Origin of the sequence: Aeromonas sp. FDAARGOS 1414 (assembly GCF_019047065.1) — a bacterium.
In the GTDB taxonomy this organism is placed as follows: domain Bacteria; phylum Pseudomonadota; class Gammaproteobacteria; order Enterobacterales; family Aeromonadaceae; genus Aeromonas; species Aeromonas veronii_A.
This window is the reverse complement of sequence record NZ_CP077210.1, coordinates 1400951-1415853: the sequence shown is the minus strand read 5'-3', so window position 1 is coordinate 1415853 and position 14903 is coordinate 1400951. Positions and strand designations below refer to the sequence as shown.

Here is a 14903-nt window from a genome sequence, read left to right as displayed (position 1 = left end):
TGATGGCCTGCATCCCTCTCGACTCTGTTAAGTGAGTCCCATTTATGTGAACCATCCTTTCATTTGTTGTGAACATGTGTTTAATATCAATAACTAACTTATGACCCAGAGTAACGACCATGTTCTTCAACTCGCTCGCTGGCAGCAGCGCACTCTCTACCATCCAGATCAGCCGTCAGCATCCGCTGGGACTGGCCGCCGCACGGCTCGCGGCCGAAGCCATCGCTGCGGACATGAGCGAGAGCTATCAACTCGATTGCGAATGGGCAGATGAAGAGGAGACCGAGCTACACTTTCGCGGCTCAGGGGTACATGGCACTCTCACCCTGGACGAAGATACCCTGGAACTGGAAGTGCATCTTGGTTTGATGCTGTTACCGGTACGCAGCGTACTGGAGCAAGAGATCCTCGATTATGTCGACAATCGCTTACCTTGCCCCAAACGTGTTTGAAACTTTTCGTCGGACTGGCTTTAAATAAACCAGCTGTAAACGATGGCTGTTTGAAATAAGTTGGCAAGCCATATGGTTTGTCAGATTTATTATTCGGCGAGGTCTCGATTCTATTTTGTAAGTAATCTTTCATCTTTATTTCATATTTCGAGTCGGCACTCTTTAATGTCATTCTGATTGCATCAAGTCTTCATCCGGATATGAGGGCAGGAGCAATTTGCCGTCTCGGTAAATTCATTTTGTAGGGAAACAACCATGCCACTGAGTGAATTTATCTCCTGCGTCGATACCGCCTGGTTACGCATGGACAGACCCAACAACCTGATGCAGATCATCGGTGTCCTGATGTTTGAAGGAGAGCTTGATGAAGCGCGTCTGCGGGCCGGATTAAACCATACCATTTCGGTGCAACCCCGCTTCCACCAGCGAGCCGTGCTGGAGGGGGGCTCCTACTACTGGCGTCATGATCCCGATTTCGATCTCGATCAGCACCTCAAGCGAGTGATCCTGCCGGGTGAAGCGGGCAAGCTGGAGCTGGAGAAGCTGGTGGCCGATCTCGCCTCGACGCCGCTCAACCACCAGCGCCCCCTGTGGGATATGCACCTCACCGACACTTCGCTGGGTGGGCAAGCGCTGGTGGTGCGCATTCACCACGCCATGGGCGACGGCTTCTCGCTGGTGCGGGCCATGCTGACCATGATGGATAACACCCCGGAAGGGGCGCCGCGACCACCGTCACCGGAGCCACTGGATGACAGCGATGACGAAGATGAGGAGGATTGCCACCAGGGCAGCCGTCTGGTGCGGGCCGGTCTCAAGCTGACCGGTAGCCTCTGGTCCAAATATGTCGAAGTGGTCACCCATCCCACCAAGGCGGTGGATTACCTCAAGACCGGGCGGGATGTGGCGAGCGAGCTGTGCAATATCGCCACCCTCGGTGATGATTCACCCTGCCGCCTGCGTGGCAAGACCACCAGCACCAAGCGGGTGGCCTGGTCGGAGCAAATTGATCTGCCGGATATCAAGGCAGTGTGCAAGGTGCTGGGCTGCTCGGTCAACGATCTGCTGATCGCCGCCACCGCAGGGGCGTTTCGCCACTACCTGCAGGAGAAGGGGGATGATGCCAACAAGGTCAAGATCCGCGCCCTGGTGCCAGTCAATATGCGTGCACCGGACGATGAGGGGGCGCTGGGCAATCGCTTCGGGCTGGTGGCCCTGGACTTGCCACTGGATGTTGAACACCCGTTACAGCGGCTCTATACCGTACGTGACCGGATGCAGGCGCTGCGCACCTCGCTGCAACCCGTGGTAGTGCTCAACTTGTTACATGCCCTTGGCATGGCCCCCAATGCGGTGCAACAGCAGGCCGTCGAGCTGCTCACGGCCAAAGCCAGCGCGGTGATCACCAATGTGCCTGGCCCGCAGCAGACCCTCTATCTGGCTGGAGCAAAATTGCGTCAGCCGCTGTTCTGGGTGCCGCAATCGGGGGATATCGGCGTCGGCGTCTCCATCCTCTCTTACGATCACAAGGTGCAGCTGGGCCTTATCACCGACAAGAAGCTGGTTCCGGATCCGGATCGGGTGGTCGAGCGGTTTGCAGTGGAATTCGAGCAACTGCTGTTGCTGGTGCTGATGGAGCCGGAGCTGTTGTTTGACCCCAACGGGCTGGATGCGCTGCTCGGTTGAGCGTGCACTTAAGCGACCGGTGACGGCGTAGCCAACCGGTCAGCATCCATCATAAAAGAGGCCAACCCGCGGGTTGGCCTCTTGTTTTACTACCTCTTAGTGGCAGGAGTGGCGGTTAATCCTCCAGCTCCTCGCGCGCCGCCTCCACATCGAGGCGCTCCATGGCATCCATGGGTTCGCACTCGGCCGCTTCGGCATAGAGGGCTTCGGCCGCTTTCAGGCGGCTCTTGCCGTGCAGCATCACCTGAGCGTTGGCGTACTCCATGCGGGCGATAGCCGATTCGGGGATCAGCGCCAGCGCCTCCTTGAAGTGACGCTCGGACTCCTCCTTCTTGGCGCCATAGGTGAGGCCGCCGATCATGGCCCCCAACTTGTCGACGATCTCCGCATGCCAGGCGCCAAAGGCAATATGGGCCTCGGCGTGATCTGGCGCCAGCTCCAGCGCCTTCTCAAGGCTTGCCTTGATCTTGTCGCCAATGCCTTGCGAGAGGGCCTTGGAGATGGAGATCACCTGGCTGTAGCGCCCGAGGGCCAGCGCGTGGAAATACCAGGCGTTGGCGTTCTTGGGCTGACGCTTTTGCAGCTTCTCGGCATGGCTGGCCGCCCGCTCGAAGGCGGCGCGCTTGGCATACTTGTCTTCCAGCAGATAGCTGGCGTGGATCACCAGTGCCTTGTTTGCCACATTGAGGCCCGCCTCACCGGCCGCTTCGCCAAGGGCGACGGCCCGGGCAAAATCCCCGGCATGATAGGCCCGCCAGGCATCCTGTACCTGCTCATCCTCGGGCCAGGGTTCGGCATCCCCCTGATGGAGACGCTCCCAGTTGTCCGCCAGCTTCTGGCCAGCATACTCATAGGCCGCATCCGCGTAGGGGAAGGGGACAAATTCGAGTTGTGAAGTGGTCATGCTTGTTCTCCCTGTAGCATGTGAATCAAACCTTGTCGGTGTAGTGGTGGGCGAGGGCGCCCAGATGAGCGCGGGCATCGGCCCGTAAATAGGGTGCGACCAGTTGCATCACCTGAAAGACGCCGAGGGCGATATCGGCGTCCGCCTTGGGGTGCAGTGCCCGCTGGTAAGAGATCCAGAATGTGCCCACCAGCGCCACATTGGCCGCCAGCGTGCGCATCTGTTGCGTCGTGCCCTCCATCAGCCCGACCGTATGCAGATGGTTGCAAATGGCGATGGCGGTCTGCTCCTTGCGGCGCAGCAGGGCGGAAAAGCGCTGTTCCACCTGATGATAACCACTCATCAGGGTCGCGATATCGTAGTAAAGGAAACGGTACTGCCAGATGGCTTCAAACATCAGGTGGAGAAAGAGCCAGATATCTTCGGGCTCATCGGACGGGGTGCTGACCGCCTCCAGCAGGCGATCCATCTGCTGTTCAAATTCGCAGAACAGGGCGTTGACGATCTCCTCCTTGTTGTGGAAGTGGTAGTAGAGATTGCCCTGGCTGATCTCCATCTCGGCCGCAATGGCCGAGGTGGTGATGCTGGGTTCCCCTTGTCGATTGAAGCAGGCGAGGGCAGTGGTCAGGATCCGCTCCCGGGTACGGCGTTTGGGTTTGCGATCCATGCTACTCCTTTGGTGATGAACGGCGCACGCCGTGGCGATAGCGTTTGGCAAGCCAGTGCTGCAACTGCTCCAGCGACTTGTCGAGGGCGGCGACCGAGCCAATGCCGGGGGCCAACAGGGTGCGATCTTCATCGGCCAGCGCGGCCAGATTGAGTTCGAGGCCATGCTTGGCCAGCATCGGCGCCAGCTCGTCACGGCGCTGCCAGAGATCGCGGCGGGTATGCTGGTAAGCGTGCTCGCAGAGGCGGCGGCGATCCCGATAACTGAACACATTGGTGAAGAACATCTCGCCATCGGCAGAAGAGGGCTCAAACAGCAAGGCGTCGGCGTCGGGATATTGGTGTTTGTAGCGATCCATCCCCACATGCATGCGGGAGTGGATGATGGCGCGAAAGGTCTGGGCCAGCACCACCGGCAGACCGCTGTCCACCAGATTGGTGGGCGCGCCGGCGGCCATGTCCGCATCATAGGGCACCAGCGGATTGATGCAGAACACCAGATCCGCCCCCTCTTCCAGCGCTACCGAAGCGTGCAGAGTCTTGATCAGCGCCCCGTCCACATAGTAACGACCGTTGATCAATGAAGGGGGAAAGAGGCCGGGCAGGGCGGCTGACGCCTGTACCGCCGCCGAGATAGGCACGTCATCGAGCCCCGGGCTGCCGAAGGCGACCGGATGGCCGGTATCGAGTTCGGTAGCAACCACAAATAGTCGGCTGCGCAGCTGGCGAAAATCGTTGCTGCGGCCGGGACGAGAGAAAAACTGGGTCAGGGTGCGATCCACCCCGCGGTTGTCGAACAGTCCGGTCGGAATGGCCTTGGAGAGCCCCTGCAGCGATTCAAACAGGCTGCGCTTCCAGGGCGCCGCCAGATAGTAGGTCAGGCTCTGCCACGCCAGCGGCGGGATCGAGGTCAGGCGGTCGGCATATTCACGAAAGGCGGGGCGCAGCAAGGTGGCCGGGTCAAACATCTCCCCCGAATCATCGCTGAGCAGGATCCGCACCAGCTTAGCCGGCGAGATGCCGTTGGCCAGCGCCGAGGCCACCACGGCCCCCGAACTGACGCCGACATAGATATCGGCATGGTCAAGGCGCAGGCCGTTGATGCTGTCAGAGAGGGCAGCGCAGGCACCGATCTCGTAGATGCCGCCGAGCGGCCCGCCGCCAGCAAGGGCAATTGCGATGGTACTCATAGCGTCGCCTCTCTATCCATGACATTCACCATGACAAGACCGGCCCAGCACAGGGCATGGGCCGGTATCAATCACCTTCCGTCACCGCGAGGGATCAGGGCAGGACGCTCTCTGCTTTGGCTTTCACCTCTTTCACCGCATCTTCCGCAGCGGAGAGGAGATCGGCGGCCTGCTCAACTACGGCCTCTTTAGCCTTGGCTACCGGTGCCTTCTTTACCGGAGGCTTGCGGGCAGCGGGCTTTTTGGCGGCAGCCGGTTTGGCTTCAGCGGCAGGGGCCTCCTCTTCCTGTGCATCCAGCAGTTGCTGGACCACATCGGTCAGCTCGGCCATGCGCTTGGATAGCTTGTCGATATCCTTGCGGGTCGGAATGCCGAGGCTGGCCACAGCGCGGGCCACGCGATCTTCAAACACCTGCTCCAGACGACCCCAGGTATTGGCGGTCTTGTCGGTCACAGCGGCAATCTTCTCATCTGCGCTCTGACGGGTTTTTGCTTGCAGCGCTTCACCTTCCTGCACCAGGGCTTCAAAGATCTTGCCACCCTCTTCCTGTGCTTTGGCATAGGCACCCAGACCCGCCAACCAGATCTGCTGGGTGGACTCCTTGATGGTGGAGGTGAGTTGGTTGTCGGTCACTGACCCTGCCAGCGCTTTCAATTTCTTAGCCATGATCTTCTCCTTGAATAACGACAGATAAATGTAATGGCGACAACGAAACTGCAATCGGGTTGTGGCATTACTGATTTTTCAACTTCAGTCTAGGGACAAAAAATAGAGGGTTCTACCTAATAACGGAACAGGCACACCACCGAAATTAGGGTTTGCTCACGAACCGACAATCAAATTGCGGATTCCCATATGAATCGTGATATATCTAACAACCTAGTAACACCCTAATCAGTAGCAGGATTCTCTTTATGAACTATTTCATTACTGGCGGTAGTGGTTTTATCGGGCGTCGATTGATCAAAAAGTTATTCCAACAGCATCCCGACTGTATCGTCTATTTTCTGATGCGCGCCTCTCATCAGGATAAATTGCCGGAGTTATTTGCATTCTGGAATGTGGATGAATCGCGCGCAGTCCCGGTTTTTGGCGACATGACGCAACCGCTGCTGGGGGTATCGGTCGAGATACAGGAGCAGTTGATCGGCAAGATCGACCACTTCTTCCATCTGGCTGCCATCTATGACCTCAACGCCAAGGCAGGGATCCAGCAGCAGGTCAACACCGAAGGGACCCGTCATGCTGTTCAACTTGCCGAGCGGCTGGGGGCGGGGCAGTTCCACCACTGCAGCTCCATCGCTGCAGCGGGCCTGTTTGACGGTCTGTTTCGCGAGGACATGTTCGATGAGGCCGAACACCTCGACATGCCTTACTTCCAGACCAAGCACGAAGCGGAAGGGATTGTGCGCAATGAGTGCACAGTTCCGTGGCGAGTCTATCGACCGGGGATCGTTGTCGGTGACTCCAATACCGGCGAGATGGACAAGATCGACGGCCCTTACTACTTCTTCAAGACCATTCAGAAACTGCGTCGTCTGCTGCCGCCCTGGATGCCAGCCATCGGGGTTGAGGGCGGGCGCATCAATATCGTGCCGGTCAACTTCGTGGTCGATGCCATGGTGCATATCGCCCATCAAGAGGGCGAGGAGAACAAGACCTTCCACCTGACCGACCCCAACCCGATGCGGGTTGGCGACATGCTGAGTACCTTCTCCCGCGCCGCCCATGCGCCAGAGCCTGCGATCCGCATCAACGCCTCTCTCTTTAACTTTATTCCCCGCCACCTGACCGCCATGCTGATGACCATGGCGCCAGTGCGCCGCATCCGCGATGCCGCCATCGCCGATCTGGGTCTGCCCAAGGATGTGTTCCGCCTTATCAGCTACCCCACCCGTTTCGACAGTCGCGAAACCCAGCGGGTACTGAAAGGGACAGGCATCGAAGTGCCACCGCTGCACAGCTACGCCTGGCGGTTATGGGATTACTGGGAGCGCCACCTCGACCCGGAGCTCTTCATCGATCGCTCCCTGCGTGGTCGGGTAGAAGGCAAGGTGGTGCTGGTGACCGGGGCCACCTCAGGTATTGGCCGTGCAACCGCGCGCAAGCTGGCGGGGGCGGGGGCCAACGTCGTTACCATCGCCCGCGACGAACAGAAGATTGCCGAGACTAAAGCTGAGTTTGCCGAGCTGGGGCTGACCATCGAGATCTATCAGGGGGATCTCTCCAATCTGGCGCAGGCCGAGGAGATCACCGCTCGCATCGTGGCCGATCACGGTGGCGTCGATATTCTGGTCAACAATGCCGGCCGCTCCATCCGCCGCTCCATCGAGGACTCCTTCGATCGCTTCCACGATCTGGAGCGCACCATGCAGCTCAACTACTTTGGTGCGCTCAAGGTGATCATGGGGGTGCTGCCCACCATGATTGAGAAGAAAAAAGGGCACATCATCAACATCTCCTCCATCGGGGTGTTGACCAATGCGCCGCGCTTCTCCGCCTATGTTGCCTCCAAATCGGCCCTCGATGCCTGGGTGCGTACCGCCGCCTCCGAGTTTGCCGATAAAGGGGTGAGCTTCTCCATCATCAATATGCCGCTGGTGAAAACGCCGATGGTCGCGCCGACCAAGGTTTATGAGCAGGTGCCGATGATGACGCCGGAAGAGGCGGCCGATCTGGTGTGCGATACCATCATCAACAAGCACGTTCGTCTGGCTACTCGCCTCGGGGTATTTGGTCAGGTGGTTCACGCTCTGGCACCGCGCGTCGCCCAGGTCATCATGAACACCAGCTTCCGCACCTTTGCCGATCCCAAGGATGGCGACAAGTCCAAGGCCACCGCCGATCAGGTTGCCGTCTCGACCCTGATCAAGGGGATACACTTCTAACCAGTTGATGCGATAAAGAGATCAACAGGGGCCTGAGCAATCAGGCCCCTGTTTTATTTGGAATAACAGTTGAAGGACGAATAAGGAGGGTCAGACTCGGGACAACAGATCAAGCAGCAGATCAGTCGTGCGATGGGAGTAGAGCAGAGAGAGATGGCCAATGGCAGGCAACTCGATATCTTCCATTCCCACCAATCGTTGCCGCTCTTGCGGCATCACCACATTGTCGTGACTGGTGCGCACCGAGATGCCGGGCACGCAAAGCGGCACAGAGGCAAAACGCTGCAACCAGCCGGAACCGGGCTCCATCTCACGGGCATTGGCCCCAAGCCCAAGGGCGGCCAGCTGACTGCCCTGATGAGGCGTAGCCAGCGTGATCAGGCGCGCGACCTTGTCACCACCATGAATAGCCAGATAGTCGCGGCAGACCAGCCCCCCCATGCTGTGACTGACCAACACCAGCTTGTCAGCCCCGGTCTGCGCCAGCACATCGTCAATCCGGGTGGCCAGCAGCGGCACCATCTCATCGATATGACCAAATGGTGGCATCAGGGTAATAGTGGCGACCACATGGCCTGAGGCTTCCAATCGGGCGCGCTGGGTGCGCCAGATCCCGCGACTGCAACCGTAACCATGCACCAACAATACGGGGCGCTGGCATGGACGCAGCCGATCGGGTGCCATCAGCAAAGGCTCGAACGGTAGCAACAAGGTGAAAGTGTAAAGGTAGGCCAGCATCTCCTGCGCCATCATCTTCACCCTGCGCCAAGGGCCGATAGCCGGGGAGGGGTAGAAGCGGGTAAACAGCCAGCTGCCGAGCACCACCAGACAACGCAACCCAAGCAGGGCAAACACCACAAACAGCAGGGTCAGCAACCAGGGGAGTCCCACGACCAAATGGGCGATACTCCCGAGGAGCAGCGCCTCTACCATCAGCAGAATAAACAGGTGTCGTACGATCGTCATAAGGCCATGATCCGACCAGTCTGGCGTGGAAGTCAAATGACACTTTGAGACAGCTTGATCCAGCGCGGCTTTTGTCGCTAAACCCCGGCGAACTCTTTTCCGGTGAGGTTATTTGCAATACTGTATATCCATACATATACTCTATCCATCATCACCAAGAGGAGGCCATCATGGCTGTCGAGATCAAATATGTGGTTGTTCGTGGGGGAGTGGAAAAAATGACCTTTGCCAGCAAAAAAGAGGCCGATGCCTATGACAAGCTGCTGGATACGGCCGATGAGTTGATGACCCTGTTGGCTGGCGCCCCGATCGAGCTGGCACCAGAGCAGCAAGAGAGTCTGGCATTCTACCTGGCAGAACAGCGCGATGTGCTGCAAACCCTGCTGCGCGGCGGCAAGGTTCAGGCAGGCACGAAAGAGGAAGAGGCCCCAGCAGCCAAGCGCAAGGATAAGCCACTCAAACAGGTGGCCTGATTGCACAGACCTGCTATTTCTCGGGATAAACAGCTCGCCGCATTCATTTTATTTGCATTTAAAACCATATTTACGGCTATTTACCCCGAGAATTTTCTAACAAAGGTGCATATCCAATGCATAACTGAATAGCGTGCACCACTGAGCGACACCAGCCAGGTCTATGAGGAAATAATGAGCAAACAGTGGAGAGAACGTTATCCAGATCGCTCCCGGTTACCTTAATCAGCAACAACAAGAGGCAGTACCAATCCCAATTGAAGCCGCATTCATCTATCACGAGCCCTTTTCTAGCAACTCGGCTCACAGGCTCATATCGACTCATCTCAGCATCAACAAGCAACACCATGACTCAACAACCATTATCCTTGCCGCCAGCCATGCCGCTGTTTGACAGCCTTATCTATCTGGAAGCCGGTAACCCACAGGTCAATCAGTACCTTGCCAACCTCAGCCTCAACGATGTACCCGATGCCGGTCTGGTTTACGAACTGGCGGTCGATTGGCTGCTGGAACAGCGCAACAGCGAAAACAACTACAAAACCTATCGCAGCGAACTGACCACTTTTTTGCACTGGTGCTTTCACGAGACGGCCATCAGCCCGAAAGATCTCACTCGCCGCATCATGATCCGCTATCTCGACTACTGTCAGTCGCCCCCTGACGAGTTGATCGCCTATCGCAACGTGGCGCAGTTTGTCCTCGACAAGGAGTGGGGAGAGCGGTTGCCCAACCCGCAATGGCGACCGTTTCTCGGCAAGCGGGAGCTGGGCCGCACCTTGCCCTATCGCCTGAGCGAGCAGGCGATGAAGACCAAGCTCGCCATCTTGTCGGCCTTCTTCCAGTTTCTGATCCAGGAGGAGTACATGGACAGGAATCCCGCTCTGCTACTGCAGCGGGTCAAACGGCCGCAACAGTTGGAGGCCAATGATCAGGTGCAGGTCTTCAGCGAGTTGCAGTGGTCATACGTGATGCAGGCCGCCGATACCCTTGCCAACGACCATCCGGAGCAGCACGAGCGCAGCCGTTTTCTCATCATTCTGATGTATGCCTGCTATCTGCGGATCTCTGAGGTGGCGGCCCGGCCGGGCTTTACCCCTGTGATGGGGCAGTTCAGGCGGGATCGCAAAACCGGCGTCTGGGGCTACTTTATTCCGCAAAGCAAAGGGGGCAAACGGCGTACCGTAGCGGTATCCCAAGCGCTGCTGGCGGCACTCGAGCGCTACCGCCGTTTCCTCGGTCTCTCTCCCTTGCCGACACCGGATGAACAGACGCCACTGTTCGTTCGTCATAAAGCGGCAGCCCACGGCCGCGAGCAGGGGGAGATCAACGCCAACCTCGGCATTCGCCAGTTACGGGATTTGATCATGGTGATCATCGGTAAAGGGGCAGAATTGGCAGAGCAGGATGGATTTGCCCAGGATGCAGCCGAAATGCGGCAACTATCTCCCCATGCGATCCGCCATACCGGGATCACCCATGACATCAATCTGCATGGGAGACCGCTTTCCCACGTACAAGCCGATGCAGGACATGACAGCATCGACACCACTTCGAAATACCTGCACACCAGCAACAGTGAACGACATGAGAGCGCGCAACAAAAACCGCTAGACAGATTGAGCCAACAAACGAGAGATAATCGTTCAAAGGGCGGGTGAGCATCGTGACCTAAAAAAGTGATTCATTAAGGTCTCATTCAAGCTGGTGCCGTTATTTTGTACTTCTCTGGATAGCAACCGGTTCAGGGAACAGCAGGGCTGTTAAGAACGAGCAGGTAGCCATCCGCGGGATCAATATTTATTCCGTATCAGAGAGAAAAATAACCAAATCGCTTGCTCAAACATCGAGACAACCCCCTATGCCGATAGACATTATCAAGAAGACCTACAAGATTGTCGGACAAGGCGATCTGATGGCGCAATTTACCCTTATCCCCTCAGGCACGTTGAATATCTGGTTTCCCGAAACAGGATTGCAGATGGAGGCACCCTGTAGCCAACTTCGTTTTGAAAATGACACCCTGCTCTATACCAACGGCATGCACTACAGCCAGGCGAGAGCATTCTGGTCGTTAACACTTCACTCTGTCGATATGAATGAACTGAAGAGGTTAATCATGGATATGTGCAGCAATGTCCACATATCCCATCCGCGAACGCCCATACCCAAACGCAAACATTGGCTAATAGCCTGATCAGCCGGAATGAAAGAACAAGACCCGTCTCGCAAAAGGCGGGTCTTTTTCATTCTCTCTGTGGAGTGCATTGAGGTCTAAAAAGGTGATTTGATGACTTATACGAATGGTCATCGTCGTGGGCTACCGAAAACTCTCAGGAGCCAGACGCCACCTAACGTAAATATATGAATGGTTACGTTAAATTCACCATTATAAAAGTCACGGAAACCAAGAGGGAAGGGAGCGCTTATTGCATCAAGGGCATTGATGATCCGGCACTGTTGTAAGTTGAACTATTCAATACGGGAAATTTGCATTTTTAGCATTTTGAGTAAGGGCAGGGGATCTGTCCACCCATTAAGGCGACTACTTTAACTAGGTCAAGACAGCCTCTAATAGTGGACTCTTGTCTCAAGATGGGACATTTGTGGTTTCAAAATATCGACTAAGGGGAGGGGACATGGTCCCAAGACATGTTCGGGTACAGCTAAATGAGCAGTTGGTGAACTAGCCAATTCTATTGCCAACGCTATGGCACCAAGCACGATGCATTGCCTGCTTTAGGTGAGGTTCTTCTGCATTTGGCTGCAAGGTATCAAGATGGTTCTTCATCATGGATCGCATTGACCGGAGTTGTGTCGCCGTAGTGGTTAAATTCACTCAATGTTATCTCTCACAGAGATGCCGATAAATGGGGTTATCGGCATAATTTGTAAAGACTCTGTTATTTTTGACCTTCAACATGTCTCACCCAGAAATGACCGAGATCATCAGCGTCCTGCAAACCGGCAGCGCCTGGCCTGTGGATGTGGTGCGGCGCATCAGCCCAGGGGAAATGTCCGACGAGCTCCATGCTGCACGCCGCGAGGTCGCGCCAATCGATCATGCCTGAGCCATTCAACCCGGTGAGCAATGTTTAGGGCTGGCCTATAGCACTAGCGTTCACCGACAGGCCACGGGCGCGGGCCTCCCGCAGGCAGCGCTGCCAAAAGTACCTGCCACTGGGCGAATCCCATTTAACCTGGTAACGACTGGATAGCCAACAAATCGCCTCCAGCGGCAGATGGGCAAAATCCTGTTGATGGGTGTACCAAAAGGCCCGCCAGTCGTGGATAACCGCCACACGGTTGACCAACTGCCAGCGGCAGATCCACAACGGGGTGTCCTTATGAATCAACACCAACGCACCGGCCAACGGGAACACGTCGAACCACAGCAACTGGTGGTCATCGGGCACACTGATATCTAGCTGCCGAAACCGATGGCGCCGCAGTGGTGTCAACAGATCGACACCGGCGGTTAATGCATCCAGCAAGAGTCGATCCTGTGGGCGACGGCTGTGTTTCATCGGAAATAACTCCAAAACGTAGAACCCCATCACTGCGCATAATGCATATTATGTTAAATATAGTATCTTGTTTCCTGTCACCGCTTATTGAACTGTGTATAATGGCAACAATTGATCCTATCTTCGACCGGATGTCTTAAGTGGCTGAATTAACATCAGAACAATTAAAACCCGCTTTTGCGATTGAACAGTTCCCCAGGCTTTGTGAGCTTGAGCCCATCCCCTTTGCCGCTCTGCAACCCAGAGCAATCTCCGGTATCAAACGTCTGGCCAGTTTTGATGGTGATTGCCCGGTTATGCTGCTCAACGGTTTCCCCGGTGCCGATTATGAAGATGTGTGCCGCACTCTGATTGCCGACTCCAATGGTAAGGATGGCGATCTGTTCGACCTCTGCTATACCGAGAATCTCAACAACCCGTTCAAACCTATCTGGCTGCGACTGCAACCCGGTACTGGCGTTGAGTTTTGCGAAATGGTTGGCGAGCTACTCAAGTTGCTTAGCCACCATCTCGATGCCGAGCGAATCGTAACCCGCATCATGCGCAAGCAAAACAACGATCCAAAGATCGATGACTTTCTCTCGGATCTGGCGGCCCATGTGGCATTGGGACTGGAGTTTCAGCATCCGGTGCTGATCAACCTGCTTATTCATCACGAAGAGCAGGAAGCACCGGTAATTTACGGTCGTGATCTCAACTGGGATACCCTGTTTGGTTCCATCAACTATCAGACAGAACAGGGTTCTGTCTACGCGAATCAGCACTTGCTGGAACCAGGTTTGCTACGTCAGGCCAATGGTGGCTACCTTATTCTTCAACTGGATGAGCTGCTCGACCAGCCTCATCTTTGGTTTAAGCTCAAAAATGCTATGCAAAAAGGCGAGCTGGACTGGAACGCCTATCAGGAAGGCAAGACACTAACCCCCTTCTTTGCACCTGAAGCGACCCCCATCAAGCTCAAGCTGATCCTGGTGGGTGACCGACTGGACGTGGCTGAGTTCCAGATGCTGGATCGTGACATGTCAGAGCGTATATTCCTGCGCGCCGACCTGGTATCTGAAGTAAACATAGAGGAAGACCTGCAGGAGTTTCTGCAGTATCTGGCCTGGTTACGCGAACGCTGGAACTTGCTGGATTTCACACCGGCAGCCCTTGTCGCACTCTGCCGCCATGCCAGCAGACTCTGTGATCACCAGGAGTGGCTCTCTCTCTCCGCGGTACAACTCTCCGCCATCATGAGGATGGCTGACAGTCTGGCACGGGAGCTGGAAGCGGAAGAGGTCACCGACGAGCACATTCGTGGTGCGCTGGAGGAGCAGGATTATCGCCTCAACTATCTGGTTGAGCAGTCCGATCAGGGCGTCATCGACGGCCAGATCCTGCTGCAGACTGATGGTGAAGAGATTGGCCAAATTAATGGTCTCTCCGTCATTCAGGTCTCCGGTCACCCATATGACTTTGGCGAACCGGTACGCCTGACCGCCACTGTTCACTTGGGTGATGGCGACGTGGCGGATATCGAGCGCAAGGCTGAACTGGCTGGCCATATTCATGCCAAGGCGATGATGATCATTCACGGCTACCTCTCCAACAAGTTCGGTGCCGAGAACCCCTCCCCTCTGTCGGCCAATCTGGTATTCGAACAGTCTTACCACGAAATCGATGGCGACAGTGCCTCCCTAACCGGCCTGTGTGCCCTGCTCTCTGCCCTCGCCCGCCAGCCTATCTATCAGCACTTTGCCGTGACCGGCGCGGTCGATCAGTTTGGCAATGTGCAGGCCGTTGGTGGTGTAAACGAGAAGATTGAAGGCTTCTTCCGGGTATGCAAGATCCACGGACTTACCGGCAAACAAGGGATTATTCTGCCAGGCACCAATGTGCAGCAGTTAAACCTTTCTGATGAAGTGATCGCAGCGGTCGAAGCAGGCCAGTTCCACATCCATCCGGTGGACCATGTTGAAGAGGCCATCGAGCTACTGACCGGTTGTGTGGCCGGTGAGCCTGATATGCCTGACACCTTGTTTGGCCGTATTCAGGAGCGTCTGGATGAACTGAACGGCACCACAGCAAAAGCCGGGCTAATACGCTCGCTGCTGGAGCGCTGGTTGGGCCGTTAATGAAGTGATCGGAGTTGTTTAGCTAACAACTGT

General features: G+C 56.2%; 14 protein-coding genes. 8 read left to right on the top strand and 6 right to left on the bottom strand.

Features of this window, described 5'->3' with window-relative positions; translation table 11 throughout:
• Positions 1–119: 119 nt before the first annotated feature.
• Together I6L44_RS06300 and I6L44_RS06295 are read left to right on the top strand one after the other, a co-directional pair.
• Positions 120–452: a polyhydroxyalkanoic acid system family protein gene (locus tag I6L44_RS06300; protein ID WP_069526828.1), complete on the top strand. Its 333-nt coding sequence runs from the start codon at positions 120–122 to the stop codon at positions 450–452.
• A gap of 255 nt (positions 453–707) precedes the next feature.
• Positions 708–2138, top strand: a complete 1431-nt coding sequence (locus I6L44_RS06295) for a wax ester/triacylglycerol synthase family O-acyltransferase (protein WP_216953585.1) — start codon at positions 708–710, stop codon at positions 2136–2138.
• Between the two features lie 115 nt (positions 2139–2253).
• Here I6L44_RS06295 and I6L44_RS06290 read toward each other — a convergent pair whose 3' ends face one another.
• The 4 genes from I6L44_RS06290 to I6L44_RS06275 form a co-directional block, all read right to left on the bottom strand.
• On the bottom strand, positions 2254–3042 hold the full coding sequence (locus I6L44_RS06290) for a hypothetical protein (protein WP_194494761.1): 789 nt from the start codon (positions 3040–3042) through the stop codon (positions 2254–2256).
• Between the two features lie 25 nt (positions 3043–3067).
• Positions 3068–3709 (bottom strand): TetR/AcrR family transcriptional regulator, encoded by a 642-nt coding sequence (locus I6L44_RS06285; protein WP_216953584.1) that lies wholly within the window; start codon positions 3707–3709, stop codon positions 3068–3070.
• Between the two features lies 1 nt (position 3710).
• Entirely contained in the window at positions 3711–4898 is a 1188-nt protein-coding gene (locus I6L44_RS06280; protein WP_216953583.1) for a patatin-like phospholipase family protein, read from the bottom strand.
• Between the two features lie 94 nt (positions 4899–4992).
• Entirely contained in the window at positions 4993–5565 is a 573-nt protein-coding gene (locus I6L44_RS06275; protein WP_005333118.1) for a phasin family protein, read from the bottom strand.
• Between the two features lie 248 nt (positions 5566–5813).
• On the opposite strand from I6L44_RS06275, the gene I6L44_RS06270 reads away from it, so the two are divergent.
• A complete protein-coding gene (locus tag I6L44_RS06270; protein WP_213387211.1) occupies positions 5814–7787 on the top strand; it encodes an SDR family oxidoreductase in 1974 nt (657 codons plus the stop codon).
• A 90-nt stretch (positions 7788–7877) separates the two neighbouring features.
• Here the strand turns inward: I6L44_RS06270 and I6L44_RS06265 are convergent, their stop codons facing one another.
• On the bottom strand, positions 7878–8753 hold the full coding sequence (locus I6L44_RS06265) for a triacylglycerol lipase (protein ID WP_216953582.1): 876 nt from the start codon (positions 8751–8753) through the stop codon (positions 7878–7880).
• A gap of 170 nt (positions 8754–8923) precedes the next feature.
• Here I6L44_RS06265 and I6L44_RS06260 point away from each other — a divergent pair, with 170 nt between their 5' ends.
• The 4 genes from I6L44_RS06260 to I6L44_RS06245 all read left to right on the top strand — a co-directional run bounded on the left by I6L44_RS06260 (position 8924) and on the right by I6L44_RS06245 (position 12297).
• On the top strand, positions 8924–9226 hold the full coding sequence (locus I6L44_RS06260; RefSeq protein WP_216953581.1) for a YebG family protein: 303 nt from the start codon (positions 8924–8926) through the stop codon (positions 9224–9226).
• A gap of 380 nt (positions 9227–9606) precedes the next feature.
• Positions 9607–10887, top strand: a complete 1281-nt coding sequence (locus tag I6L44_RS06255; protein WP_216954372.1) for a tyrosine-type recombinase/integrase — start codon at positions 9607–9609, stop codon at positions 10885–10887.
• A 200-nt stretch (positions 10888–11087) separates the two neighbouring features.
• Positions 11088–11423, top strand: a complete 336-nt coding sequence (locus I6L44_RS06250; protein WP_216953580.1) for a hypothetical protein — start codon at positions 11088–11090, stop codon at positions 11421–11423.
• 724 nt (positions 11424–12147) lie between these two features.
• Positions 12148–12297: a hypothetical protein gene (locus I6L44_RS06245; protein WP_216953579.1), complete on the top strand. Its 150-nt coding sequence runs from the start codon at positions 12148–12150 to the stop codon at positions 12295–12297.
• Positions 12298–12321: 24 nt separating this feature from the next.
• On the opposite strand, the gene I6L44_RS06240 is transcribed toward I6L44_RS06245, so the two are convergent.
• A complete protein-coding gene (locus I6L44_RS06240) occupies positions 12322–12753 on the bottom strand; it encodes a hypothetical protein (RefSeq protein ID WP_216953578.1) in 432 nt (143 codons plus the stop codon).
• Positions 12754–12893: 140 nt separating this feature from the next.
• Between I6L44_RS06240 and I6L44_RS06235 the strand changes: the two genes are divergently transcribed.
• Positions 12894–14870 (top strand): Lon protease family protein, encoded by a 1977-nt coding sequence (locus tag I6L44_RS06235; RefSeq protein WP_216953577.1) that lies wholly within the window; start codon positions 12894–12896, stop codon positions 14868–14870.
• The last annotated feature ends 33 nt before the right edge of the window (positions 14871–14903 follow it).